Below are 24,770 nucleotides of genomic sequence, written 5' to 3' on the forward strand. Positions count from 1 at the left end.
CGACTCATTGTAACAAAAGTTACACATGACACAACCGGTCATTCATTCAATCAGCCTGTCGACGCAAAAACGCCGGTACATCCAGGTAATCCACATTGTCAGTTGATGGTGCTTGCCTGCGGGGCTTTTCAGCTTCCTCCTCGGGCTGTTCAGCTGCTTTCTTGCGAACATGGGGAGGAATATCAAGCTCCTTAAGGTTCAGGGTTCCGTCTGGACGGGTCGCCTTTGGCTTGGAACCATCAACCACCTTTAAGGACTGTTCCTGCTTTTCATCACTGTCTCCCAGACCGGTGGCAACAACAGTCACTCTCAATTCATCCGTCATTTCCGGATCGATAACTGTACCTACTACAGTGGTGGCATTATCCGAAGCAAATTCACGAACAGTATCACCCACCTCATGGAATTCACCCACAGAAAGATCGAGACCTGCAGTAATGTTAACCAACACTCCGCGAGCCCCCTGTAGATTAACATCTTCCAGGAGAGGGCTACGGATAGCTCGCTCGGCCGCTTCAATCGCCCTGTTACTGCCCGTGGCTGAACCTGTACCCATCATAGCCATGCCCATTTCAGACATGACAGTACGAACGTCAGCAAAGTCAACATTAATCAGACCGTCGCGGGTAATCAATTCTGAAATACCCTGAACGGCGCCCAGCAGTACGTCATTTGCTGCACCAAAGGCGTTCAGCAAACTGACATCACGACCCAAAACAGGCAGAAGATTCTCATTAGGAATACAGACCAGAGAGTCTACACTCTCTTTCAACTGGTTCAGCCCCTCTTCAGCCACTGTCATTCTGCGGCGACCTTCAAAAGAAAATGGCTTAGTCACCACCGCCACGGTCAGAGCCCCCATTTCTCTGGCAATTTCAGCCACAACCGGAGCAGCGCCGGTACCTGTACCCCCTCCCATACCGGCAGTGATGAAAACCATATCAGAACCCGCCAACACTTCAGAAATACGGTCTCTGTCTTCCATCGCCGCATCACGACCGACCTCCGGATTTGCTCCAGCCCCGAGGCCACGAGTAATATTGGCTCCCAGTTGCAGATGGGTATGAGCCTGAAGATGCTGTTTTTTCAGAGCCTGGGCATCCGTATTGGCACAGATAAACTCAACACCTTCCAGCCGACTGTTCAACATGTGGCAGACTGCGTTACCGCCGCCGCCACCTACGCCTACCACCTTGATCACCGCTTCCTGCGGAACATTATCCACCAGTTCAAACATGGCTCTCTCCTTTCTGTCACCGTAAACAGGATATTTTCTGAATATTAATTGCCATTACACTCAAATCACTTTCCAGTAAGAACACCCTGCATGCAGTGTGCTCCCATTTCTTCGCCAATGGCAATCCAGCCATTGCCTTCTGCAGAATTACTTCTATTGATTGGTACTCACCTCTCAATCAGAATTGACCCTGAAACCATTTTTTAAGCCGATTGAACAGACTTTCTTCCTGTCTGCTGAAACTGGCAGTTTCCCTTCGCCCTTCCTGTTGAGCTTTCAAACCATAGTGAAGCAGGCCGACACCTGTTGCATAAATAGGATTACAAACGACATCTGTCAACCCCTGAATGGCCTGAGGCATGCCGAGTCTAACTGGCATGTGAAAAATTTCTTCTGCCAGATCTACGGCACCTTCCATTTTGGACGTACCACCTGTCAGCACAATACCGGCTGGAATGAGATCTTCGAAACCACTTCGTCTCAATTCCGCCTGAATCAGTGTAAACAGCTCATCGTATCTTGGCTCAACCACCTCAGCCAGCGACTGTCGAGACAGCTCTCTGGCGGCCCTGTCTCCAACACTCGGCACCTTGATCATATCTTCAGCACGAGCCAGCTGGGTAAGAGCGCAGGCATATTTAATCTTAAGTTCTTCAGCATGCTGAGTGGGTGTTCTCAGAGCCATGGCAATATCATTGGTGACCTGGTCACCCGCTATAGGAATAACTGCCGTATGTCGTATGGCCCCCTCAGTGAAGATAGCAATATCGGTAGTGCCACCGCCAATATCAACCATACACACACCGAGCTCTTTTTCATCTTCTGAAAGCACTGAATAGCTCGAAGCCAACTGCTCCAGAATAATGTCGTCTACTTCAAGACCACATCGTTTAATACAGTTCTCAATATTCTGCGCTGCATTGACAGCACAGGTTACCAGATGCACTTTCGCTTCCAGACGCACACCTGACATACCCAATGGTTCTTTCACGCCTTCCTGGGTATCAATCACATATTCCTGAGGCAAAATATGAAGAATTCGCTGATCTGCCGGGATGGCAACGGCCTGAGCGGCATCAATCACCCTGTCAATATCAGCACTGGTAACCTCCCTCTCCCTGATAGCAACGATTCCATGGGAGTTCAGGCTGCGTATATGATTACCTGCGATGCCGGCGTAAACGGAGTGAATCTGACAACCGGCCATCAACTCAGCCTCTTCCATCGCCCTTTTGATGGCATGGACCGTAGAGTCAATATTGACGACAACACCACGCTTCAGACCCCGTGAGGTATGTGAGCCGATCCCGATCACTTCCAACTGGCCATCCGCGGTTATCTCACCGACGATCGCTACAACTTTGGAAGTCCCAATGTCGAGTCCGACTATTAAATTTCCGTTATCTGCCGCTGTCATGGCATCTATCATCCCAAACCACTCTGACCGTAATAGTCAGTGCGCCGAACCCACTACTCCAGTGTTGCCACGAAAACGCATGACGACGTTTTTATGACTATTTCCAGGCCACCGAAGCCCCATTCAAATAGCGCAAGTCAACGCGCTTTACATCCTGCCAGCGATCATCAAGCCTTGCATGATACAGCCTGATAAAACGCTGCAATCTTTCCATTCTGCGATCACGCCCGAGATTGACATCAACGTGATCTACCTTCAGCCACCAGGAATCCGTCGTACTGAGCCTCAACTCTCTAACGGCAACCCCAAGGGGCCTGATCACCTGACTGAACGCCAGGTATTGCTGCATTACATCCTCAGAACGATCTTCCATCCCTGCCAGCTTTGGCAGCTTATTGAAGGCCTCCAGAGATCCCGGTCTGAAAACCTCTCCGTCTTCATCAATCAAACCGTCATCCTGCCAACGGGCAATCGGTTTTCGCTCTTCCAACCTGACGATCAGAGTATCTGGCCACTCACGTCGCAGACTGGCTTTCCTTACCCAGGGCATATCCAGAACCGCCCTTCTCATCTCTTCCAGGTCAAGGTAAAAAAACCGATTGACCAACCAGGGTGCCAGCTGTTTTTCAACATCACCAGGCTCCAGATAATTGAACGTAGAGCGCACTTCCACCCGTGCTATCGGCTGATTAACCCACATCATCAATACCGGCCAAATCCAGAGCAAAGCCACGGCCAGAGCAGAGATGACAGTCAACCCTAACCAGCGTCGCCAGGATATAGGCCGAGCCAGCTTTTTCTCTTTTCCCCGACTCGCCCCGCGACTGCGCCTGCCAGAGTCGTCAGGTGACTTCTGATTCAGTTTCAACAAGCTCTTTGCTTCCCTTTATTCCAGCCCCTTTCTGGCGAGCCGGTAACAGGGACGACTTCAGAATCTCCAGAACCAATGCTTCGAAACTCAAACCCACTGACTTTCCAGCCATAGGAACAAGACTCGTTTCAGTCATACCGGGTACAGTATTTGCCTCAAGTAGCCAAAAGCGTCCTCTTTCGTCCTGCATAAAGTCGACTCGACCCCAGCCAGAGCAGCCCAGTGTTTCGAAAGCGGTCAGTGCCAGAGCCTGAAGTTCTTGCTCCTTGCTTTCAGACAGACCACTGGGTAAGTGGTACTGAGTATTTCCTGAGACATATTTAGCGTCATAGTCATAAAAAGACTCTGCCGACTCGATTCGAATAGCAGGCAAGGGCTGACCGTTGAGAATCGCAATCGTATATTCAGGGCCATCAATGAACTGTTCCACCAGCACAGAACCACCGTATTTTGAAGCCTGCTCCCAGGCTGGCAGCAGACCCTGCTCCCGATCAACCCTGGTGATTCCTACGCTGGAGCCTTCCAGACTGGGCTTTACGAAAGCCGGTAATATCTCTGCACAGCAATCAAGGTTTTCAGCCTGCTCAATCAGCATAAAGTCCGGGGTGGGTAAACCAACCGCCTGCCAGAGCAGTTTGCTTCTGTATTTGTCCATGGCCAATGCTGAAGACATAATGTCACTGCCCGCATAAGGAATATCCATTTGATCAAGCAGTCCCTGCACCGTACCATCCTCCCCGCGGGGACCGTGCAATGCAATAAAAACGCGATCTGGCTTCTGCTCGACCAGCTGACTGACCAACCCCTCGATTGGATCAATAAGGCAACAATCTATGCCACTGGTTTTCAGGGCTTCAAAGATTCGTTTACCGGATGCAAGACTCACTTCCCGCTCAGCCGAACAACCACCCAGTAATACCGCTACTTTACCGAATACTCTTTTTAGCTCATCACTGTCTGCATCAATGGCAACTTGCCCCTGTTCCTGGCTATACATCTCTAAGCTACCCTTCCGTCCTGAATTATATCTTCAAGTTTTTCACCCAGCTCTGTCGTCAGCCTCACAGCCAAAGCACCGATGTCTCCGGCCCCCTGGGTCAAAACCAGGTCATTGTCTTCAACAACAGCTTGCAAAACAGTACTAACTTCATCAGGACTGGAAATAAAAACAGGCTCCAGCTGGCCTCTTTGACGAATACTTCGACAGAGGCTTCGTGTATCTGCACCCGGAATCGGTTCTTCTCCTGCCGGATAGACTTCCATCAAAAGCAAGACATCAACCTGGGACAGCACCTCAACGAAATCTTCGTAAAGATCTCTGGTTCTCGAATAGCGGTGTGGCTGATAAACCATAACCAGCCGCTTGTCTGGCCATCCAGCGCGGATAGCCTTGATCGTTGCCGCCACCTCAGTCGGGTGGTGCCCATAATCATCAACGAGCATCATCTGGGCTGAGTCAGTCTGAAAGTGCCCCTGCACCTGGAATCGTCTGCCAACCCCCTGGAACTGCCTGAGTCCTTCACAGATTACGTCATCAGGCATTCCTTCATCCGATGCAACTATGAAGGTGGCAAGCGCATTGAGAACATTGTGACGACCAGGAATATTCAGCTCAACTTTTACCTTTTTATTATCTTTAGATTTCCGCTCCAGCTCAAAAGAGGTTTTCATACCCTTTTGCTGAATATTAACAGCCCGGAAATCGGCCCCCTCACTCTCACCATAAGTAATAACTTGTCGTTTAATTAATGGTAACAGTTCTTTTACCACAGGGCAGTCTGTACAGACCACAGCCAAGCCATAAAATGGCAGGTTGTGAATAAAACTGACAAAGGTTTTCTTTAACTTGTCAAAGCTTCCTTCATAGGTAGCCATATGATCTGCATCAATGTTGGTGACAATAGAAACCATCGGCTGCAGATGCAGGAAAGATGCGTCTGACTCATCCGCTTCTGCCACGAGGTATCGACTGCCTCCAAGCTTGGCATTGGTACCGGCAGAATTCAGACGACCGCCAATCACAAAAGTAGGATCCAGACCACCATACCCTAACACCGAGGCCAACAGACTGGTCGTGGTTGTCTTGCCATGGGTACCTGCCACTGCGATACCATGACGGTAGCGCATCAGTTCGGCCAGCATCTCAGCTCTGGGAACTACTGGTACACGTTTCTCTCTTGCCGTAACCACTTCCGGATTTTCCAAAGCGACTGCTGTGGAAGTGACCACTACATCCGCCCCTTCAACATTGGCAGCTTCATGACCAATAAAGACTTTAATTCCCTGATCTTCCAAACGTTGGGTTACCGGTGAGCGTCGAATATCTGATCCCGAGATCTGATACCCCTGGTTCTTAAGCACTTCTGCGATACCGCACATGCCCGAACCACCTATGCCAACAAAATGAATATTTTTTATACGACGCATTTCAGGTATAGGAGCCACAGGAAAAATAGGCTTATTAGCGGACATGAGCCACCTCCAGACAATGATCAGCTACTTCCTCAGCCGCCATGGGCCTGGCGACATCGCCTGCAGCCCTGGCCATAGTCACCAGCTGTTCAGGATTGCCCACAAAATTCTCTAACATATTAATCAGACAGGTTTCGTTCAGTTCTTTCTGCTGCATCATCATGGCGGCCCCCTGATTAACCAGGTACTGACCATTGACGGTTTGATGATCATCAACAGCATGGGGATAAGGTACCAGCAGGGCCGCCCTTCGGGCCATCGCCAGCTCTGAGACGGTGAGGGCTCCAGAGCGACAAACCACCAGATCTGCCCACTCATAGGCACCGGCCATATCATCGATAAAGGGTTCTACGCGCCCCTCCACACCCAGAGCACGATATAACTCACGGGTAGCATCCAGATTATTCTTGCCAGTCTGATGCCAAACCTCGAAGCGACCTTTAAACCGGGTGAGTACTTTTGGAACCAGCTCGTTGATGGCTGCAGCGCCACTACTGCCACCAACTACCAACAGTCTTAAAGCCCTGCCATCCAGTTGAGAAGGTAAATCCGAATTAGCAATATCCGCTCTTACCGGATTACCGGTCAGAATAAATTTACCAGAGCCACTCTCTGGGCCAAAAGCACCGGGAAAAGCCATCAATACTTTACGGGCAATTCTTGACAAAACCTTGTTCGTGAAGCCTGCAATCGCATTCTGCTCGTGAACCACCAGAGGAATACCTGACAAACGCGCGGCCACCCCACCCGGCCCTGTGACAAAACCACCCATTCCCAGAACACAAACAGGCTTGCAGCTTCGAATCACTTTCAAGGCACGAAACAGTGAAACAGCGAGCTTCCAGGGTGCTTTCAGTAAAAAGCTGAAGCCTTTACCCCTCAGTCCGGTGACCGGGATATAGCTGATTTCAAATCCATGGCGCGGCACCAGTTCAGCTTCCATACTGTTAGCCGTACCCAACCAGTGAATAGCGTAGCCACGCTTCTCAAGTTCTCCGGCAGTGGCCAGCGCAGGGAAAATATGCCCGCCAGTACCACCTGCCATTATTAAAACGGTAGGTTTGTCAGAAGTACTCATGACAATCCCCTGCTTTTATCATCTGTTTTGACATTAAACAGCCGTCGTTCATAATCAATTCGCAGCAACAACCCAAAAGCCAGGCAGTTTATCAACAGGCTGCTGCCTCCATAACTGATCAGGGGCAACGCCAAACCTTTTGTGGGCAGCAACCCGGTATTTACAGCAATATTGATCAACGCCTGACTGCCATACAACAAGCCGATTCCATAGGCAACATAGCCATGAAACAGTAGTTTTTTTGCTTCTGCCCGGTAACCGATTTGCAGCGCTCGCCAGGAAATAAACAGAATCAGAGTCAGGACAGAGACCGCCCCAAGGACACCAAACTCTTCAGCCAGAACGGCAAAGACAAAATCTGTATGAGCTTCCGGCAAATAGAACAGCTTTTGCAGACTGTTACCCAATCCCTCGCCAAACCATTCACCTCGCCCAAAAGCAATCAGGGACTGAGTCAACTGATAGCCACTACCGAAGGCATTGGCCCAGGGGTCCATATAAGAAGTCAGACGTGCCATGCGATAAGGTTCAAAAACAATCAAGGCGGCAATAGACCCGACCAGCACCAGGAACAGAATAACGAACTGCCAGAGTCTGGCGCCTGCCAGAAAAATCATTCCCATGGAAGCGCCCATCAACACCACAAGCGCCCCAAGGTCTGGCTCCATCAGCAACAGTAAAGATGAGACAAAAAGAATAGTCATAGGCTTGAAAAAGCCGGTCCATCTGGTTCTGACTTCGTCCAACCGACGCACCAGGTAAGCCGCAAGATAAACGACAATCATCAATTTGGCCGCTTCTGATGCCTGCAGATTGAAAAAGCCCAGAGGAATCCAGCGAACACTGCCATTGACCTCCCGACCCACAACCAGCACAGCCAGCAGCATCCCCAGACCACCAAAAAGTGAAAGCCAGCTGTACTTCTCAATAGTTGTTACCGGAACCATCAAAATGACACCCATCAGCAACAGCCCGACGAAAACAAAAAAAGCCTGCTTGATGAGGATATAAAACGGATTGGAGTAAAGACTGCCCGCCACTTCCATGGAAGCGGAACTGACCATAATCAAACCAATCACAAGAAGTCCCAGCACAGCACCCAGCAGCGGCAGGTCAAGAACACTGCCGCGGCGACCTGTAAAAGGCGATCTTATTTCGCTGAGAAACTTCTGGTGTAGAGTCATGCAAGACGCTCCCTGACCAGAGTCATAAAGCTATCGCCACGCTGCTCGAAACTCTCGAACATATCAAAACTGGCACAAGCGGGTGCCAGCAGGACAGCATCACCGCTTTCACTGACCTCGCAGGCACGATCTACTGCAGCAGCCAGACTCTTAACATATTGAACCGGGATAACGCCATTGACGGCTTTACCAATATCAGGTGCGTCACGCCCTATCAGCACAAGCTCACGACCGAACTTTTGTAATGGCTGTTTCAGCTGATTAAAGTCCGCCCCCTTGCCGTCCCCACCGGCAATGAGAACAATTTTTCCGGTCAGAGTCGCACCCAGACCTTCGATAGCCGCAACCGATGCCCCAACATTGGTGGCTTTGGAATCATTAATCCAAACCACACCGTTTTTTTCAGCTACCCATTGGCATCGATGAGAAAGACCTGTGAAGCGGCACAGAGCCTTCAGCATGGGTGTCATCGGGATGCCCACTGATTCACCCAGGGCCAGAGCAGCCAGTGCATTCAATTGATTATGACGACCCGGCAACTTCATGGCCGCTGTATTGATGAGTCTTTTGACACCTTTACAAAGCCACGTACCCTCTTCATCTTCAATAAGACCATAGTCGTGTAAATCAGGCTTGCCAGAAGTAAACGCTGTTGCGGGAGTAGCCTCGGGAAGAAGAGGTACAGTCAGAGCATCCTGCTTGTTGTATACCGCATGTTTACAGCCACGGTATATACGCTGCTTTGCCTTATGGTAGTCCATCATGGTCTTATAACGATCCATATGATCAGGACTGATATTCAGTACCGTCGCGGCGGCTGCACGTAAAGAATGAGTGGTTTCCAGCTGGAAGCTGGACAATTCCAGGATATAGAGATCAACATTTTCTCTCTCAAGAAGTTCAAGTGCTGGAGTACCAATATTGCCACCCACAGCAACTCTCAAACCAGCCTCTTGAGCCATGTCTCCCAACAGAGTTGTCACAGTGCTCTTGCCGTTAGAGCCAGTTATGGCGACAACAGGTTTATCCACCTCGCGACAGAACAGCTCAATATCACCAACAGCTTCAGCACCCTTACTGACAGCCTCAGCAATCTCGGGAGTAGCCAGAGCAAGACCGGGACTGAGAATCAACTCATCAGCCCCATTCAGCCAGCCCGGGTTCAATCCACCCAGATGGACAGGAACATCCGGGAAAGTGGCCTTGAGCTCGTCAATGCCAGGAGGATTCTCCCGGGTATCCATCACTTTAAATGGGCGTTGTCTTTCAGCAAGATATCGCACACAGGACATTCCGGTCTTGCCGAGTCCTACAACTACTCTTGTACGATTTGAGCTTATCAGTGCTGACACGCGTATTTTTCCCGAGCAAAGTGTGTTAACGAATCTTCAGTGACGCAAGACCAACCAGGACCAGAATCAGGGTAATGATCCAGAAACGGACAATCACCCGGGGCTCAGGCCAACCCTTCAATTCAAAATGATGGTGCAGTGGCGCCATACGGAATATTCTGCGCCCGGTGAGCTTGAACGAAGCTACCTGGAGAATCACCGATACTGTCTCCATCACAAAAACTCCCCCCATAATGACCAGCACAATTTCCTGACGCACAATAACCGCCAGTACACCTAATGCCGCTCCGAGCGCCAAAGCACCTACATCCCCCATAAAGACCTGTGCGGGATAGGTATTAAACCAGAGAAATGCCAGACCCGCTCCACCGATAGCGGCGCAAAAAACCACCAACTCACCCGAGCCGGGCACAAAAGGAATGAACAGGTACTGGGCAAAATTCACATGACCGCTGGCATAAGCAAAAACAGCCAATGCAGAAGCCACCAGAACGGTAGGCATGATCGCCAGACCATCCAGACCATCTGTCAGATTCACAGCATTACTGCAACCGACAATGGTCAGGTAAGCCAGTACAATAAAAAAGGGCCCAAGATCAATGACGATATTTTTGAAGAAAGGCACAATCAGACTGGTCTCTACCGGTGAATTAGCCGTAGCGTAGAGAAAAACAGCTGCACCCAGCCCGGCTACCGACTGCCAGAAAAACTTCCAGCGAGCTGGCAGGCCCCTTGAATTTTTTTCCACCACCTTACGGTAGTCGTCCACCCAACCAACAATCCCGAATACCGCCGTCACCAGTAAAACTACCCAGATGTAGCGATTACTCAGGTTCGCCCAGAGCAGGGTACTGACTGCAATACAGACCAGAATCAATGCTCCACCCATAGTCGGGGTTCCAGCCTTGCTGAGGTGAGATTGTGGACCATCATCACGCACTGCCTGACCAATCTGGTGATAGCTCAGCCGACGAATCATATAGGGGCCGAGACAGAGCCCCATTCCCAATGCAGTAAGCACACCCAGAATGGCTCTGAGTGTGAGGTATTTAAAAACGGCAAAGCCGTGATAGTATTGCGTTAGAAATTCCGCAAGCCAGAGCAGCATTAGCAGCGCTCTCCCTTAAATTCTGATCCCACCAGGGATCTGACTACATCCAACATTTTCATTCCATTCGATCCCTTGACGAGAACCGTGATGGGACAATCCGCCTGTTGCTCTCTGAACGCCTGTATCCGACATCTTACCCAGTTCGAGAGAGCCTCTTTATCATTTAAATGTTTTGCTTTCATGCCTCGTTGACCATCGCCAGGTTCACGACTGAATGCATCAACAGAGGCAACGGTCGCCTCACCATAGGCAGCAAAACAATCAATATGCCGGGTAGCAGCATACTTACCTACATCAACATGCCGGGCTTCACTCACCTCACCAAGATCCAGCATATCCCCCAGTACCATGATGGTTTTACCCTCGCAGTCTGCCAACTGATCAATGGCAGCAAGAGTGGCAATGGGACTGGCGTTATAGCTTTCGTCGATGACCAGAAGACCCTTCGACAGGGGGTAACGGGTTCCTCTTTGTTGATAAGGCCGGGCATTTTCCAGTCCTCTGGCAATAATGTCCAGCCCGAGTCCGACGGCAGATGCCGCTGCGGCCACACAACAGGCATTCTGAACCTGATGTTTTCCCCAGAAAGACAAATTGACGGTCGACTGTTTTTCAACCCCTTCCTGAACAACATGCAACCTGAAGCTCATACCTTCAGTCGTTGAAGATACCTCAGAGGCAAACACATCGGCTTCCCGTTTATTCAGACTGAAGGACAACACTTTTCGATCAGGCTGTTTCAAAGCTCTCTCTTTCCAGAGTTGAAAGCTGGGGTCATCCAAGTTAAGTACTGCAGTACCGCTTTTTTTGAGACCGTCGAGAATAAAGCCCTTCTCATGAATAACGCCTTCAAGCGTTAACAAATCCTTAAGATGATTCTCTGAGGCATTGGTAATGATGGAAACATCCGGTTCAGTCAGGCGAGTAATATAATCAATCTCACCCGGAGAACTGGTTCCTAACTCAATCACTGCATAATCTTGATCTTCTTCCAGCCTGAACAGAGTCAGAGGCACACCATAAGCGTTATTCAGATTCCCCCGGGTGGCCAGAACCTTACCGGCCTGCTCAAAGACAGAGGCCAGCATCTCTTTGACAGATGTTTTGCCGCAGGTCCCGGTCACTGCCACCACAGGCTCATGGAAGCACTCACGGTTAAACTGCCCCAGTCGCCCAAGTGCTTTATCAGTGTCCTGAACCTGAATCTGGGGAATTCCGAGACCTTCAACGGGCATCTGAACCACAACCGCCGAAGCGCCTGCAGCCTCAGCCTGCCCCGCATAGGCATGACCATCAAACCGGGGCCCCTTGATGGCCACAAAAAGATTACCTTGCTCGAGGGTTCTGGTATCAATGCTTATACCGGTTATGGCGGCATCATGACCAGAATTGCCCGCCAGCAAAGTACCCCGGAGCACAGCGGCCAGTTCAGAAAGGGTAAACGGACGAATCATACTACCCTCTCAGTAATCGAACTCGATGATGACTGCCAGAGATTCAGGGCTTTTCTGGCTTCTTCAATGTCATCAAAATGATGCCTGACGCCCCTGGACTCCTGATAATCCTCATGCCCCTTGCCTGCGATAAGAACTATGTCCCCGACGGCGGCTTTACAGACAGCCTGCCGAATAGCATCTGCACGATTGATGACTGATGTCACTGGCCTACCTGCCAGGTCAACTCCTGCCAGCGTATCTCTGATTATTTCCTCAGGATCTTCACTTCTGGGATTATCACTGGTCACAACCACTTCATCTGCACCCTCCATAGCGGCACGGGCCATGAGAGGCCTCTTACCGCGGTCGCGATCACCACCGCAACCAAAAACACAGATTAATTTTGAAGCGCCATGCTCTCTCAATGCTTTGAGAACACTCACAAGGGCATCCGGAGTATGAGCATAGTCCACCACTACCAACGGTTTCTGATCACCGCCCAACCTTTGCATTCTTCCCGGTACAGTGGTCAGTTGCGGCACCTTTTCAAGCACTCGCTCCAGCGAATAGCCCTGACAACATACAGCCCCGATAACGGCCAAAAGATTTTCGAGGCTAAAACGACCCAGCTGAGACGTCCTCAACTGACCTTTACCCCAGGGCGTATCAAGGTCAGCCTGGACTCCACCGGCATTCAGGAGAATGTTTCGAGCCTTAATATCTGCCTCTTCAGAGGTCATAGAGAAAGTAAAAACTTCAGTATCACCGGAACAACTGGACAGCATCAGTTCGCTATAGTCATCATCCCGATTAATCACCGCTTTTTTGGTACGGCCGTTGGCAAAAAGCAGAGCCTTGGCTTTTGCATAAGCGTCCATCGTTTTGTGATAATCAAGATGATCACGACTGACATTTGTAAAAACGCCTACTTCAAACGCTAATTGATCTGCGCGCCCCTGATGAAGCCCATGAGAAGAAACCTCCATGGCCATGGAAGACACATCTCTGGCCACCAGCTCAGCTATAAAGCTCTGTGTCGATACAGGGTCTGAAGTGGTATTCAGACAGGGTTCCAGCTCAGTTGGAAGACCTTTACCCAGGGTTCCCATCAACGCACAAGGCTCACCCAGAAGAGAAAGTAGCTGTGCTGCATACCAACAGGTTGAGGTTTTGCCATTGGTTCCTGTCACCCCAATCAGTTTCAGCTTTGTCGACGGTTGTCGATAGAATCGATCGGCAAGAAAGCTAATGTGTGTTTTTAAGTTTTCGATAAAAATAACCGGTTTACCGGCCAGAAATTCAGTTTCAGAAGATGACTCCCCACTTGAATCAGCCAGCACTGCAGACGCGCCCGCCTCCAGAGCCGCACCAATAAACGCCCGGCCATCTGAACTCAGCCCCGGCACAGCCAGAAACAGCTCACCCCCGATCAGCCTGCGGCTGTCGAGGGCCAGTCCTGTGAGGGTCTTGTCTTCATCCAGTGGAGGTTGATTCAGCTCCGCCAGCACTTCATTTAAAGACGTCATTTGACACGAGGTCATGTTCCATCCTGCTTCAGTTTTATAACTCCAGTCTGCTTCAGACCGGGTCTTTCAGCTGTCAGTACCTTTTCTTCACTGGGTCTGACACCCAGCATCCGCAAAGCCTGACCATTGACCCTGGAAAACACCGGACCGGCTATGACGCCACCGTAGTAATCTTGACCAGCCGGGTCATCAATAATGACAACAGTGGCAATGCGAGGATTTTCCACCGGAGCCACACCGGCAAAGAGACCCACGTAACGATCTTCAAGGTAGCCACTGCCACCCACTTTTTTAACCGTTCCCGTTTTGCCACCCACATTGTAGGACTTGACGGCACCGCGCCAGCCAGTTCCTCCTTTACCCATCACTTTGCCAAGCATTTCCATGACATCATGAGCCACATCTTCATTCATAACCCGAACACCATCAGGTGCTACATCACGCCTGATCAGTGATGCTGGCCTCAGTAAACCACCAGACCCCAGTACAGAATAAGCTTGTGCGAGCTGTAATGGCGTGACTGTCAAGCCATAACCAAAGGACAGGGTAGCCACTTCAATGTCGCTCCAGCGATCCTTATAAGGGAGAAACCCAGCCCTCTCTCCGGGAAAGCCCGTTCCCGGGCTCTGCCCGATACCGACACGGCGCAGCAGATCTACAACCTTATCGACACCGATATCCAATGCCATCTTGGTGACACCAATATTGCTGGACTTCTTCAAAACAGTTTCGACATCAATGGTTCCAAACCCCCTGACATCCTTAACCGCATTTTGTCCAACACGCATATAGCCAACGCCAGTTTTAATCCGGGTATAGCGATCATACATGCCCGTCTCCATAGCTGCCGCCACAGTAAAAGGCTTGAGGGTAGAGCCTGGCTCCACCAGATCAGTCATCACCCGGTTTCTCATTCGGTAAGGCTGAAGCCCGGTACGATTATTCGGGTTGTAGGACGGCTGATTGACCATAGCCAGAATCTCTCCGGTCTGGACATCCATCATCACCAGCGAGCCCGCTGTGGCTTTGGCCTTTTCTACAGCACTTTTCAGCTCACGATAAGCCATATACTGGAGCCTGGAATCAATACTGAGCATCAATTCCTTACCGGGTTGGGCGCTTTTCACGAGTTCGGCCTCTCTGGCAAGACGACCCCGGCGATCTTTCAGCAGCCTGCGGGTTCCCTCGGAGCCGGTTAACCAATGATCATATCCCAGCTCCACCCCTTCCTGACCTTTGTCATCAATACCGGTAATACCCACCAGATGCGACGTCACTTCACCCATAGGGTAGTAACGTCGCTGTTCATCAAGAATGTGCACGCCCGGCACTTTCAGAGCTTCGACTTTCTCACTCTGCTCCGGTGTCATCTGACGTTTAAGATAGATAAATTCCTTTGCTGCGTTGCTTGTTACCTTTTTTGCCAGCCAGCTTTCATCAACCTTCAGGGCAAATGCCAGCTTCTGCCAGTGCTCTGGTGCCTTGATCAAGTCCTGGGGGTCAGCCCATACAGTCATCACAGGGGCACTTACCGCCAAAATCTTACCGTTTCGATCAAATATGACGCCCCGGTGAGCGGGTATGGACTCATGGCGAACAGATCGTTTATCACCTTCGCTCTGAAGAAAATGACGATTTAAAACCTGAAGATCTACGAGGCGGTAACCAATCACCAGGCCAGCCATTATAAACAACAGCTGCAGAAGCTTGACTCGCCAGCGATAAGGAATAGCCCTTTCCTCGCCAGCGTGTTCTTTTCTGCTGGCACTGGCCGCTCTTGCTGCAGTTTTCACGGCATCACCATTTTGATACTTCCAGCGTCAGGCACTTCCATGTTCAACTCATCCCTTGCAATTCTCTCCACTCGCCCCGGACTGGTCAGGGAGCTGTGCTCCAAAAGCAACTTCCCCCATTCAACCTGGGCCTTGTTTCTCTGCTCAAACGCCTGCTGGAGTTCATTATGAAGCAGCCTGTTTTCATGCTTGACGAAGCTCACAGCCACCCCTGACACCAGAACACCGGCCAGCAATATTGCGCTGACTAAATTAGATTTCCGAAACAACGCCTGCAACGGTTTTCTATCCATTTCTACAGCCTTGTCAGATCAGCTTCTCAGCAATTCGCATGACGGCACTCCTCGCTCTTGGATTAGCTTTAACCTCCTGCTCGCCGGGCTTGATCGCTTTACCGACGGGCCGCATTCGTTTATTAAGCTGATCTTCCGTTACCGGCATCCAGCGCGGCAGTTCATCGCCTTTGGCCTGTTTTCTGATAAACCTTTTGGCAATCCTGTCTTCCAGTGAGTGGAAACTGATAACCACCAGACGCCCACCTGGTTTGAGTTCTTCCAATGCCGCATTCAGACAATCCACCAGATCATCCAGTTCTCGATTGATATGGATGCGGATGGCCTGAAACGCACGGGTAGCTGGGTGCTTCTTCTCTCTGGAAGGGCTGGCAGAGGCAATAATTCCAGCCAGGCGTTTCGTGGTCGTGATAGGCTCTAACTCCCTTTCCCTGACGATGGCCCGGGCAATTCTGCGCGAAAAACGATCTTCGCCAAGTTCCCAGATTACCCTACTGATTTCCTGCTCTTGCGCACGATTAATCCAGTCAGCCGCACTTTCTCCCTGCGAGGTGTTCATCCGCATATCCAACGGACCATCCTGCATAAAGCTGAAACCTCGCTCGGCGTTGTCTAACTGCGGCGAAGAAACCCCCAGATCAAGCAGAACACCTTCTACTTTCTGACCATCAAGGGCCTCTTCCAAATCAGCAAAAGAGCCATGATAAATGGAAAAACGGCTATCAATTTCAGCCAGTTCCCGGGCTGCAGCGATCGCTCTGGGGTCCTTGTCGATGCCTACCAGCCTGCCTCTGTCAGACAGCTTCTCCAGGACTGCACGACTGTGACCGCCACGGCCAAATGTCCCGTCGACATAGAGCCCGTCAGGATCTGTAACCAAAGCATCAACCGCTTCCTCTAACAGCACGGTGATATGCTGATCTGATTGCTCTTGCAATGTCATCTATCTTGTCCGGGTAAATACCCATCAGAGGGACAAAGACTGGAGCTCAGCCGGCACTTCAGCGGACCCACTGGTTTCCTGAAGATAATCATCTCGTCGCTGGTTCCAGCAGGCTTCATCCCACAGTTCAAATTTTTTGCCCTGCCCCAGCAGAATGCAGCGCTTATCCATACCTGCATAATCCCTGAGCAAGGGAGGTACTAAAACTCGTCCACTGCCATCCATATCAATGTCGGTAGCGTGTCCGATAAGAAGTCTTTGTATTCGGCGTGTCATCGGATGAAAACTGGGCAGGGCTTCAATCTTTGCCTGAATAGCCTCCCACTCATCCTGTGGATAAATCAACAGACAGGGCTCATCGGTATCAATGGTCGCCACCAGACTGCCTTCACAACGATCTTTCAACACCTGCCGATAACGGGTAGGTATCGCAAGACGCCCTTTGGCATCAAGGTTGATGGCATTAACCCCACGAAACAAACCGGTTCCCTCAAGTCAAATCAGCCAGAATGGCAGGCCGCAATTCGAAGAGAAAACGTGTTAGCCGACGTCCCTTTTCTCCACGTAATGCACACTTAACTCCACATTTATCCACTTTACTCCACTGAAGCACACTATAGAAACCTGAAAAACCCACGTCAAGGTCAGAATCTGTCTTATGGGTCAAATAATTGACCCCTCCAGAGACCTCACAGACAGTACCCTGTATTAAAAAAGTGCATAAAAATGAGCAGCTTGAAGAGGAGAGCTATTTAAGCCCATGAAGCATGAAAAGCGTCCGAAAAAAATTGTAAAAATTTCAGACAATTGAAGATTCTGGTACCCAAAGCCCCAGCTATCTGCTAACCGGACAGTCACACCTGGCGAAGCCGTTTCCGGCTGGATTCGGGTAATGAATAGCGGAAGAAAAAGTAAGTCTCGAGTTGGCCTGTAAGCCGGGTTCTGTCCAACCTGTAGACAGGTCTGGGCAATCATTCATCTGGGATGCCTGTCACCAGACACCTCAAGCAACCTACCCGAATCCAGTGCGGGTCACACCTCCAGGATTCCTATTTGGTCTTGCTCCAGGCGGGGTTTACCATGCCGTGAACTGTTACCAGTCACGCGGTGCGCTCTTACCACACCCTTTCACCCTTACCGGTCACCGCATGGTGACTTAGGCGGTCTGCTCTCTGCTGCACTTTCCGTAGGCTCTCGCCCCCCAGGCGTTACCTGGCGCCGCACCCTTTGGAGCCCGGACTTTCCTCCACCAGATACTGAAACAGCACCTGACAGCGACTGCCCGGCCAACTCGAGGCGGCGAATACTACCGAATGATTCCCTTCACTGCAATTCGTTCATTTCGCAAACTTATTATCTGAATCAATAACAGCTTATTTCATTGCGAGTGACAGCTCATAAAGCTGCTTCTTGCGATACCCGGAAACATCAGCAATCACAGCAGCAGCTTTTTTAGCGGGTAATTCCTGCAGCAACCGTTGCAGTAATTTAACGGTTTCAGAATCAACAGCCTCTTGCTTCTGCTCCTCAGCCCCCTCCACCAAAACCACAAACTCGCCGCGACACTGATTGGAGTCTTCCTGCAGTATTTTCTCCAACACTTCTACCTTGCCTGCCAGCACAGTCTCAAATGTTTTGGTCAACTCCCTGGCCAACACAATGTATCGATCTCCTCCCAACACTTCCCGAAAGTCCGCAAGGCTATCCAGAATTCGGTGTGTGGATTCATACACAGCCCAGGTATTTGTCATCGAGCCCAGCGCTTCGAGCCTTTTCTTCCTGCCAGAGGATTTGGCCGGCAGAAAGCCTTCAAAATAGAACCTGTCTGTTGGCAAACCACTGACCGAGAGCGCCGCCACAAGCGCACAGGCACCCGGCACAGGCACCACTTTAATACCCTGCTCCCTGACCATTCGCACCAATACAAAACCCGGGTCTGAAATCAGGGGCGTTCCGGCATCACTGATTAATGCCACAGAATCACCTTTCTGCAATCGAGCCAGCAACACCTCTGCCTGATGTCTTTCATTATGCTCGTGACAGGGAATCATGGGGGTCTCGACCCCGAAGTGATTAAGTAACTTGCGACTGTGTCGGGTATCTTCCGCCGCAATCACTGACACCTGCTTGAGCACCTCAATGGCTCTTGGTGTCATATCATCGAGATTACCAATGGGGGTCGAAACAACAAAAAGTGTACTTTCAGACATATCCTGCCAGCCAGTTTATCCAGTATGAAGGTCGTTCATAGCGGGGGAAAAATTAAGAATCAAACGACCATGAGTTTACTCTTATCATATCGTCGTTGACAGAATCCTGAGCTAGCTGATTTCCCAGCCCACGCCCATCAGGCTGACGCAATGACCCTATTGAGGTAGAATAGAAGAATCAAAAACAGTTCGGTCGTTGACTCCGATTTTATGAGCCAGAACCTTTCCAAACGCACTCTCATCACTACACTGCTGATCAGCGCAGTGCTCACAGGATGCTCATTACAGCCCAGCAAAGTTGCTGAACTGCCTGCACCCTCCCGCGAACTAACCCCGGAAGGAGCAGAACAGCTGCTGGAGCGAGCCGAACGCAGCTCATTTCCGGAGAGCGCCAGACTCAAAATTCAGGCCGCCGGGCAATTGATCGACAACCAGGTGGACAGGGCAAAAACCATTCTGGACAGTCTGAATTATGAAGAGCTACCTGAAACTCTTAAAGCAGAAGCAGCCGTGGCAAGAGCCCGCATTGCTGAGCAGGCAGGACAGAACCGGGAAATATTCCTCTGGCTGGATCGAGCTGCAGTCATCAACAGCAGTAACGCTAAGCTTCTGGATCAAAGCCATATCCTCAAAGCTCAAGCTTATAACCGCTTCGGGGAGTACGCTGCAGCCCTGGATGAATGGAGCATGCTGTCCAACATAAGTGAACTCGACCAACAATCCAAAAGCCGCGACGCCTTTTGGGAAACCCTGCTTAACGCACCTGAAGAACGCCTGATTAGCCTGGACAGTCAGACCAGCAACAAGACCATGAAAGGCTGGCTGCAACTCGCTCTGGTTTACCGCCCGGGCAAATCACTGAGCCAGCAACTGGCCGACTTGAGCAACTGGCGTACTCGCTGGCCAGGCCACCCTGCAACAGCCTACCTGCCAAAAGACATCAGTGCGCTTCAGACAGCCAGCACTCAGCAACCCGACAAAATTGCCCTTCTTCTTCCTGTCAGCGGCCCACTGGCCTCTGCAGGCAGAGCCATTCGCGACGGCTTTCTCGCTGCTTACCACCAGAACCTTGCTGATGATACCCTACCCGAAGTGAGCATACTGGACACTCACGGCAAGAACGTCGTCGAGCTGGCTAACAAAGCCAAAAATGAAGGCGCCAAACTGATCATCGGCCCTCTGGATAAAACTAACGTCGGCCTGTTAAAAGAAAATACGCCTGACAACCTTACGGTTCTTGCACTGAACAACCTCGAAGACAGCAGGGGCAACCCTGGACAAAAGAACAGCTTCTTCGAGTACGGTCTATCCATCGAAGATGAAGGCAAAGCTGCGGCCCGCCGCGGCATTCTGGATGGACACCGTCGTGTACTAATACTTCGCCCGGAAACTTCATGGGGTGACAGAGCCACCAACAGCTTTGTGTCCGAATGGACAAAACACGGTGGAGAGGTGGCCGGTGTTACTCAATTCAACAACAAAACCGAATTCAGCCAACTGGCTGGCCAGGCCCTGCTGGTTGACGAAAGTCAGAAACGTGCCAGAGAATTGAGCAGAGTTCTGAGAGAGCAACTGGGCTTTACTCCCCGCAGAAGACACGATATTGACATGATCTACATGCCTTCCAACCCCAAGGAAGCTCGCCAGCTCAAGCCTGCCCTCTCTTACCAGTTCGCTGGCAAGCTGCCTGTTTATGCCACTTCCAGCGCATACTCTGGTAGAGTTGACCCTGGCAGAGATCAGGATCTGAATAATCTCAGAATCCCTGTAATGACCTGGTACCTGCCTGGCCAGAAAAGCATTCTCGAGTCCAATATAAGAGCCACCTGGAGCAGCTCAAGAGGCCAGTATGGCAGTCTATACGCTATGGGAGCTGACGCTTTTAAGTTGTATCCTCGCCTGCAACAACTTGCCAGCCTGCCCGGCAGTCGTTTGGAAGGACTGACAGGCCAGCTTAGCATTAACAGCAAACATCATGTGGTGAGGGAACTTTCCTGGCAAATCTTCCGGGATGGTCGACTGAGAGCACTGCCTGTTTCGGTTCAAAAGAAAGCTGATGTTCTGGCAATTAAAACTTCTCAATAAAAAGGGGCTTTCCGCAGAAAACCGGGCTTTGGAATACCTCGAAGCCCGGGGCATGAAGCTGCTCAATAGAAACTATGCCTGCAAAGCAGGAGAGATAGATCTGGTCATGCTCGAAAAAGAAACACTGGTTTTTGTAGAAGTCCGATTTAGATCACAATCACAATTCGGTTCAGCTGCCGAGTCCATTACCCCCCGCAAGCAAAATAAAATCAGAAAAGCGGCCAACCACTTTCTCGCCCTGCACTCGAAGCATCAGCACAGACTTTGCCGCTTCGACGCTCTTTTGCTCAGAAATGCATCCATCCATGATGACGTAAACTCCGAAAAGCCTATAGAATGGATCAAAGGTATTTTTTAAACCTGTGTGCAACCAGACAACAGATAAAATGAGTAAATATCACTCGCTCTTCACTCCCCCAATAGATGATGGTAATAAAAAGGGGTAATGAAAAAAAAATCACGGTAAACTAACTGCTCTATTAAGTATCTGGCCAGGAGGCTGACCGAGAATAGACAGCCCTACGCGGCAACTTCTCCTGCGTTGCTCTAGCTCCAGCATCCATGCAGTCGTGCGGCGGCAGCAAATTAGTCTGAAAATTTCTGCCGCCCTCGTTAAGGGGTCGCCTAGACGGGCACTATTCTCGGTCAGCCTCCCAGATACTTGACATCCCTATGAACTCATAAGGCTTTCACGATTTTCAAATGCCCATAGCGAAAGAAAATGCCAGTTGCGAAACGCATGGCGTCGAACCATTCGGGATCTTGAGACATGCATGAGCGCATCACACAACATTTTTCAGACAGCATTGACGCCAAAATTCGTGCTGCTGACAGTTTGCCTCCCCTGATCGCCCAGGCATCCGAGCTTATGGTACAGACTCTGCTGAACGAAGGAAAAATCCTGACCTGTGGAAATGGCGGCTCCGCAGGAGATGCCCAGCATTTTGTTTCCGAGCTGCTCAATCGTTATGAGCGAGAAAGACCTGCATTACCAGCCATGTCTCTATGCGCCGACAGCCTGACATTAAGCTCAATTGCTAATGACACCAGCTTTCACGAAGTTTTCTCAAAACAAATCAGGGCACTAGGGCAACAAGGCGACATTCTTTTAGCGATCTCGACATCGGGCAATTGCCCCAATATCGTTCAAGCTATTCAGGCCGCTCATGATCGGGATATCCAGGTCATTGCCCTGACGGGTAAAAGCGGTGGCGATATGGCGAGATTACTGCATCCGGAAGACATCGAAATCCGGGTTCCGGATAATAGCTCTCCACGTATTCGGGAAGTTCATAAACTGGTCGTTCATTGTCTATGCGACCTGATCGATGAGTTCCTGTTTTCCGGAGAGTAAGTCTCGATGAAAGACTATTTCGACTATAAGACTGACCACATTTAATTCATCACCCATCAGGAGGTAACAAGGTGAAGCGTTTAAACGCTCTGATTTTAACTAGCTCACTCTTTCTGCTGGGGGGCTGTGCGACCATTGTAGGCAGCGTCAATGAAGACCCCATCCGAACAGACCCCACTGAACGCTCATGGGGTAACTTGATAGACGACCAAACCATTGAAACCATAGCCGCCGTTAACATTAATAAAGCCGATGAGCGGTTTAAAGACAGCCGGATTAAAATCGTCAGCTTCAATGGCACCGTGCTTTTAATCGGACAGGTACCCAGTAATGAACTTAAGCGCCTTGCAGAAGAAACCGCCGGGAATGTAAAAGAAGTTGACAAGGTCTACAACGAACTCACTCTGGGCAGTAATGCCAGCCTGCTTGAACAGAGCAATGACTCCTGGCTGACCACCAAGGTGAAAACGAACCTGATCCAGAGTGAAGAAGTTTCTGCAGACCGCATCAAGATCAATACAGAAAAAGGCACCGTCTACCTGATGGGGCTGACCACTCCCAGACAGGCACAGGCAGCAGTGGATATTGCCAGAAACACTGGCGGTGTTCAGAAAATAGTCAAAGTCTTTGAATATATTCAGTAGTCGAATAAGAGGAAAGCCCTGCGCCTTCCTCCCTCTTCCTTTATTTCTTACCACTAACGTTGATGAGAAAATTTACACAAAGATGCTGCATTTTTTTCACTCAGCAGCTCTTAAGTAAACGCTCATCCTTATTTGCCGAGAGTATGATGAATCAGACCAAAACCAACCAGGTCATCGTTATTGATTGCGGCAGTAGAACAACTCCCGAGATAAAAAACACCCTTTCCAGCCTGGGCACAGCTTCCAAAATTATTTCTTTGAGAAGCGCCAATCAATTCAATTTCAAACAGGCAGCAGCTGTCATTATTTCCGGTGGTCCATTCCTGTTTACTGACAGCCCTGAGAAAACAGAGGCGTTAATACAACAATTTGAATTCCTTCGAGAACCTCTCCCACCCACTCTCGGTATATGCCTTGGTCATCAGGCAATCGCCCTGACACACGGTGGCCAGGTCTTCAGGGGACAGGAAAGACGAGATCAAGACAGCATCACTGTTCTTGAAAAGCATGGTCTTTTTGAAGGCCTTCCAGCTGCCCCCCTCTTTAAAGAGGATCATTGCGAAGGCATTCAAGCAGGAGAGAACACAAGGATCCTGGCAGAATCGGAGTTTTACAACGTAGAAGCGATCAGCATCAATGATCGCCCGATACTTGGCGTACAGTTTCACCCGGAAGTGTCCGGCGATAACGGCAAGCAGCTTTTTTTAAACTTTATAAGATGGGCATCGAAGCAGAATAAAGACTCCTGAGTTCAACCAGGAGACTACTGCTGAGATTTGAATCCAAAGAATACATAAGATTCATACGAGGAGTGTCTTTCGTCGTCACTGAACGACTATCTTTGGTAATAGGGCTTGATCATCCGATCAGGAGAACGATGATGGCCAGGATGAGAACCAGACTGCTGCGCTTCATAAAACACTCCCGTACAACCATGATCATAGATTAGAAAAGGATTTCAGACCTGCAAGCAAAAATCCGGGATTTCTCAGCCTATCAAGCGCACATTTTCAGACGAGAGAATAACAACCAAAAAAAAAGGGGGGGGGAAAGAGCGCAATGAACGCTCTCTGTATGAAAATCACATACCGTTTCGGAAAGTCTTGTAATCAATAACACCGCTTTCACGCACACCTTTCAAAGCAAGTGCGTACTCTTTCAGGACAGCAAGACTGTAATCCATACGCTCTTGCACGTGGCGATCAGCTTCTGCATCCTCACCCGTCATAACAGAAGCCACATTTCGCACAATAAGGTGATCTGGAATGTAGCAGAGACGACAATTCTTATAGCTGCTTGAGCGCAACTCCATAACGGGATAAGAACCGCCCTGTTCAGCAGACACAGCTGTGATCAGACCCGGTTTATGCCCTAACTGCTGCGCCCCGAAGATCAGGAAAAAATTTTTCAGACCTGAAGGAACCATGCCATTCCACTCTGGCGATACCACTATAATCGCATCACTGGCGTTTAATCTGGCTTTCCAGGGAGCCAAAAGGGACTTCCACTCTTTATTGCCAGAAAAGATCGACTCATCCCACAATGGCAGAGGATTTTCTGCCAGATCAAGAACATCTACCTGATCAAACAGTGCCAGTGCTTGCGCACGCAGTTTGAGCACATGACCGATACGAGCACTCTGGGATTCCTTGCGGTGGCTTCCGCTAATAATAGTCAGGTTCATCAGGACCTCTTTTAACTATTCCGATTATCAAATACCAAGAAATAATAACCAGAACATTCTACTAGAGCGAAGCCAGCCTG

Annotated in this window: 22 protein-coding genes and 1 other RNA gene; 5 read left to right on the forward strand and 18 right to left on the reverse strand. The window is 50.1% G+C overall.

The features are described 5' to 3' along the window. Positions 1-46: 46 nt before the first annotated feature. From ftsZ to rsmI, 17 genes are all read right to left on the reverse strand, one after another. Positions 47-1,237: a cell division protein FtsZ gene (gene ftsZ / locus P6910_RS16570; protein ID WP_317142381.1), complete on the reverse strand. Its 1,191-nt coding sequence runs from the start codon at positions 1,235-1,237 to the stop codon at positions 47-49. A gap of 178 nt (positions 1,238-1,415) precedes the next feature. After that, positions 1,416-2,654, reverse strand: coding sequence for a cell division protein FtsA (ftsA, locus tag P6910_RS16575; protein WP_410493939.1), 1,239 nt, complete (start codon positions 2,652-2,654; stop codon positions 1,416-1,418). A 97-nt stretch (positions 2,655-2,751) separates the two neighbouring features. Further along, the gene (locus P6910_RS16580; protein ID WP_317142383.1) at positions 2,752-3,525 is read right to left on the reverse strand and encodes a cell division protein FtsQ/DivIB; all 774 of its coding nucleotides are present in this window, start codon (positions 3,523-3,525) and stop codon (positions 2,752-2,754) included. Next, complete coding sequence (locus P6910_RS16585; protein ID WP_317142384.1) at positions 3,497-4,522, reverse strand: D-alanine--D-alanine ligase; 1,026 nt, start codon at positions 4,520-4,522, stop codon at positions 3,497-3,499. Before P6910_RS16585 ends, P6910_RS16580 begins: the two co-directional genes overlap by 29 nt. A gap of 2 nt (positions 4,523-4,524) precedes the next feature. Further along, the gene (gene murC / locus P6910_RS16590) at positions 4,525-5,997 is read right to left on the reverse strand and encodes a UDP-N-acetylmuramate--L-alanine ligase (protein WP_317142385.1); all 1,473 of its coding nucleotides are present in this window, start codon (positions 5,995-5,997) and stop codon (positions 4,525-4,527) included. Next, the gene (murG, locus tag P6910_RS16595; RefSeq protein ID WP_317142386.1) at positions 5,987-7,075 is read right to left on the reverse strand and encodes an undecaprenyldiphospho-muramoylpentapeptide beta-N-acetylglucosaminyltransferase; all 1,089 of its coding nucleotides are present in this window, start codon (positions 7,073-7,075) and stop codon (positions 5,987-5,989) included. Before murG ends, murC begins: the two co-directional genes overlap by 11 nt. After that, entirely contained in the window at positions 7,072-8,259 is a 1,188-nt protein-coding gene (gene ftsW / locus P6910_RS16600) for a putative lipid II flippase FtsW (RefSeq protein ID WP_317142387.1), read from the reverse strand. Before ftsW ends, murG begins: the two co-directional genes overlap by 4 nt. Next, a complete protein-coding gene (murD, locus tag P6910_RS16605; protein ID WP_317142388.1) occupies positions 8,256-9,611 on the reverse strand; it encodes a UDP-N-acetylmuramoyl-L-alanine--D-glutamate ligase in 1,356 nt (451 codons plus the stop codon). Before murD ends, ftsW begins: the two co-directional genes overlap by 4 nt. A gap of 25 nt (positions 9,612-9,636) precedes the next feature. Further along, entirely contained in the window at positions 9,637-10,719 is a 1,083-nt protein-coding gene (gene mraY, locus P6910_RS16610) for a phospho-N-acetylmuramoyl-pentapeptide-transferase (RefSeq protein WP_317142389.1), read from the reverse strand. Then, positions 10,719-12,176 (reverse strand): UDP-N-acetylmuramoyl-tripeptide--D-alanyl-D-alanine ligase, encoded by a 1,458-nt coding sequence (locus tag P6910_RS16615; protein ID WP_317142390.1) that lies wholly within the window; start codon positions 12,174-12,176, stop codon positions 10,719-10,721. Before P6910_RS16615 ends, mraY begins: the two co-directional genes overlap by 1 nt. Further along, a complete protein-coding gene (locus P6910_RS16620; protein ID WP_317142391.1) occupies positions 12,173-13,699 on the reverse strand; it encodes a UDP-N-acetylmuramoyl-L-alanyl-D-glutamate--2,6-diaminopimelate ligase in 1,527 nt (508 codons plus the stop codon). Before P6910_RS16620 ends, P6910_RS16615 begins: the two co-directional genes overlap by 4 nt. Further along, the gene (locus P6910_RS16625) at positions 13,696-15,477 is read right to left on the reverse strand and encodes a peptidoglycan D,D-transpeptidase FtsI family protein (RefSeq protein WP_317142392.1); all 1,782 of its coding nucleotides are present in this window, start codon (positions 15,475-15,477) and stop codon (positions 13,696-13,698) included. Before P6910_RS16625 ends, P6910_RS16620 begins: the two co-directional genes overlap by 4 nt. Continuing rightward, a complete protein-coding gene (gene ftsL, locus P6910_RS16630; RefSeq protein WP_317142393.1) occupies positions 15,474-15,770 on the reverse strand; it encodes a cell division protein FtsL in 297 nt (98 codons plus the stop codon). The genes P6910_RS16625 and ftsL overlap by 4 nt, the downstream gene beginning before the upstream one ends. Positions 15,771-15,783: 13 nt before the next feature. After that, entirely contained in the window at positions 15,784-16,713 is a 930-nt protein-coding gene (gene rsmH, locus P6910_RS16635; RefSeq protein WP_317142394.1) for a 16S rRNA (cytosine(1402)-N(4))-methyltransferase RsmH, read from the reverse strand. A 24-nt stretch (positions 16,714-16,737) separates the two neighbouring features. Then, positions 16,738-17,193 (reverse strand): division/cell wall cluster transcriptional repressor MraZ, encoded by a 456-nt coding sequence (gene mraZ, locus P6910_RS16640; protein ID WP_317142395.1) that lies wholly within the window; start codon positions 17,191-17,193, stop codon positions 16,738-16,740. A gap of 435 nt (positions 17,194-17,628) precedes the next feature. After that, an RNA gene (rnpB, locus tag P6910_RS16645) (RNase P RNA component class A) lies at positions 17,629-18,007 on the reverse strand. Between the two features lie 79 nt (positions 18,008-18,086). Continuing rightward, positions 18,087-18,923: a 16S rRNA (cytidine(1402)-2'-O)-methyltransferase gene (gene rsmI, locus P6910_RS16650; protein WP_317142396.1), complete on the reverse strand. Its 837-nt coding sequence runs from the start codon at positions 18,921-18,923 to the stop codon at positions 18,087-18,089. 210 nt (positions 18,924-19,133) lie between these two features. Here rsmI and P6910_RS16655 point away from each other — a divergent pair, with 210 nt between their 5' ends. From P6910_RS16655 to P6910_RS16675, 5 genes are all read left to right on the forward strand, one after another. Continuing rightward, positions 19,134-21,008: a penicillin-binding protein activator gene (locus P6910_RS16655; RefSeq protein WP_317142397.1), complete on the forward strand. Its 1,875-nt coding sequence runs from the start codon at positions 19,134-19,136 to the stop codon at positions 21,006-21,008. Beyond that, positions 20,980-21,366 carry a YraN family protein gene (locus P6910_RS16660; RefSeq protein WP_317142398.1) on the forward strand — a complete coding sequence of 129 codons (387 nt, stop codon included), beginning with the start codon at positions 20,980-20,982 and terminating at the stop codon, positions 21,364-21,366. The genes P6910_RS16655 and P6910_RS16660 overlap by 29 nt, the downstream gene beginning before the upstream one ends. Before the next feature lie 411 nt (positions 21,367-21,777). Next, complete coding sequence (locus tag P6910_RS16665) at positions 21,778-22,362, forward strand: phosphoheptose isomerase (RefSeq protein ID WP_317142399.1); 585 nt, start codon at positions 21,778-21,780, stop codon at positions 22,360-22,362. A 71-nt stretch (positions 22,363-22,433) separates the two neighbouring features. Continuing rightward, the gene (locus P6910_RS16670) at positions 22,434-23,006 is read left to right on the forward strand and encodes a BON domain-containing protein (RefSeq protein WP_317142400.1); all 573 of its coding nucleotides are present in this window, start codon (positions 22,434-22,436) and stop codon (positions 23,004-23,006) included. A 143-nt stretch (positions 23,007-23,149) separates the two neighbouring features. After that, positions 23,150-23,755, forward strand: a complete 606-nt coding sequence (locus P6910_RS16675; RefSeq protein ID WP_317142401.1) for a glutamine amidotransferase-related protein — start codon at positions 23,150-23,152, stop codon at positions 23,753-23,755. A 332-nt stretch (positions 23,756-24,087) separates the two neighbouring features. Here P6910_RS16675 and P6910_RS16680 read toward each other — a convergent pair whose 3' ends face one another. Then, complete coding sequence (locus P6910_RS16680) at positions 24,088-24,690, reverse strand: NAD(P)H-dependent oxidoreductase (RefSeq protein ID WP_317142402.1); 603 nt, start codon at positions 24,688-24,690, stop codon at positions 24,088-24,090. Positions 24,691-24,770 lie beyond the last annotated feature (80 nt).

This window comes from Endozoicomonas sp. 8E (assembly GCF_032883915.1).
In the GTDB taxonomy this organism is placed as follows: domain Bacteria; phylum Pseudomonadota; class Gammaproteobacteria; order Pseudomonadales; family Endozoicomonadaceae; genus Endozoicomonas_A.